The sequence below is a fragment of the Streptomyces sp. NPDC018031 genome, from assembly GCF_044327625.1.
Taxonomy (GTDB): Bacteria; Actinomycetota; Actinomycetes; order Streptomycetales; family Streptomycetaceae; genus Streptomyces.
In genome coordinates, this window is record NZ_JBIRFT010000079.1 from 1 (window position 1) to 1,037 (window position 1,037).

Sequence of the window (1,037 nt, forward strand, 5' to 3'; positions counted from 1 at the left end):
TCCTCGAGGGCGACGTGCGCGGCGGCTCGCTCGGCCAGGACAGCCGCCTGCCCCTCCGCCCCCGCCCCCCGCAGTACGCCGAGCAGGCGGGCCACCGCGTCCGGGTCGCCGAGGGCGACGTGGGCGGCGGGGTCGCGAGCCAGCAAGGCGCCAACCTGCCCCTCCGCCCCCGCCCCCCGCAGTACGTCGAGCAGGTAGGCCACGGCGTCCGGGTCCTCGAGGGCGACGTGGGCGGCGGGGTCGCGAGCCAGCAAGGCGCCAACCTGCCCCTCCGCCCCCGCCCCCCGCAGTACGTCGAGCAGGATGGCCACCGCGTGCGGATCCTCGAGGGCGACGTGCGCGGCGGCTCGCTCGGCCAGGACAGCAACCTGTCCCGCCCCCGCCCCCCGCAGTACGCCGAGCAGGTAGGCCACGGCGTCCGGGTCCTCGAGGGCGACGTGGGCGGCGGCTCGCTCGGCCAGGACTGCCGCCTGCCCCTCCGCCCCCGCCCCCCGCAGTACGCCGAGCAGGTAGGCCACGGCGTACGGATCCTCGAGGGCGACGTGCGCGGCGGCTCGCTCGGCCAGGACAGCAACCTGTCCCGCCCCCGCCCCCCGCAGTACGCCGAGCAGGCGGGCCACGGCGTACGGATCCTCGAGGGCGACGTGCGCGGCGGCTCGCTCGGCCAGGACAGCCGCCTGCCCCTCCGCCCCCGCCCCCCGCAGTACGCCGAGCAGGCGGTCCACCGCGTCCGGGTCGCCAAGGGCGACGTGGGCGGCGGGGTCGCGAGCCAGCAAGGCGCCAACCTGCCCCTCCGCCCCCGCCTCCTGCAGTACGCCGAGCAGGGAGCCCACGGCGTACGGATCCTCGAGGGCGACGTGGGCGGCGGGGTCGCGAGCCAGCAAGGCGCCAACCTGCCCCTCCGCCCCCGCCCCCCGCAGTACGTCGAGCAGGTAGGCCACGGCGTACGGATCCTCGAGGGCGACGTGGGCGGCGGGGTCGCGAGCCAGCAAGGCGCCAACCTGCCCCTCCGCCCCCGCCCCCCGCAGTACGTCGAG

2 protein-coding genes are annotated in these 1,037 nt (G+C 78.1%); one reads left to right on the forward strand and one right to left on the reverse strand.

What is annotated here, in order from left to right; all coding sequences use genetic code 11:
- Positions 1-311, reverse strand: a 311-nt coding sequence (locus ACH4B3_RS34320; RefSeq protein ID WP_398469727.1) for a hypothetical protein, incomplete at its 3' end; no start/stop codon positions are given.
- 3 nt (positions 312-314) lie between these two features.
- On the opposite strand from ACH4B3_RS34320, the gene ACH4B3_RS34325 reads away from it, so the two are divergent.
- On the forward strand, positions 315-1,037 hold a 723-nt coding region (locus ACH4B3_RS34325), incomplete at its 3' end, for a hypothetical protein (RefSeq protein WP_398469729.1).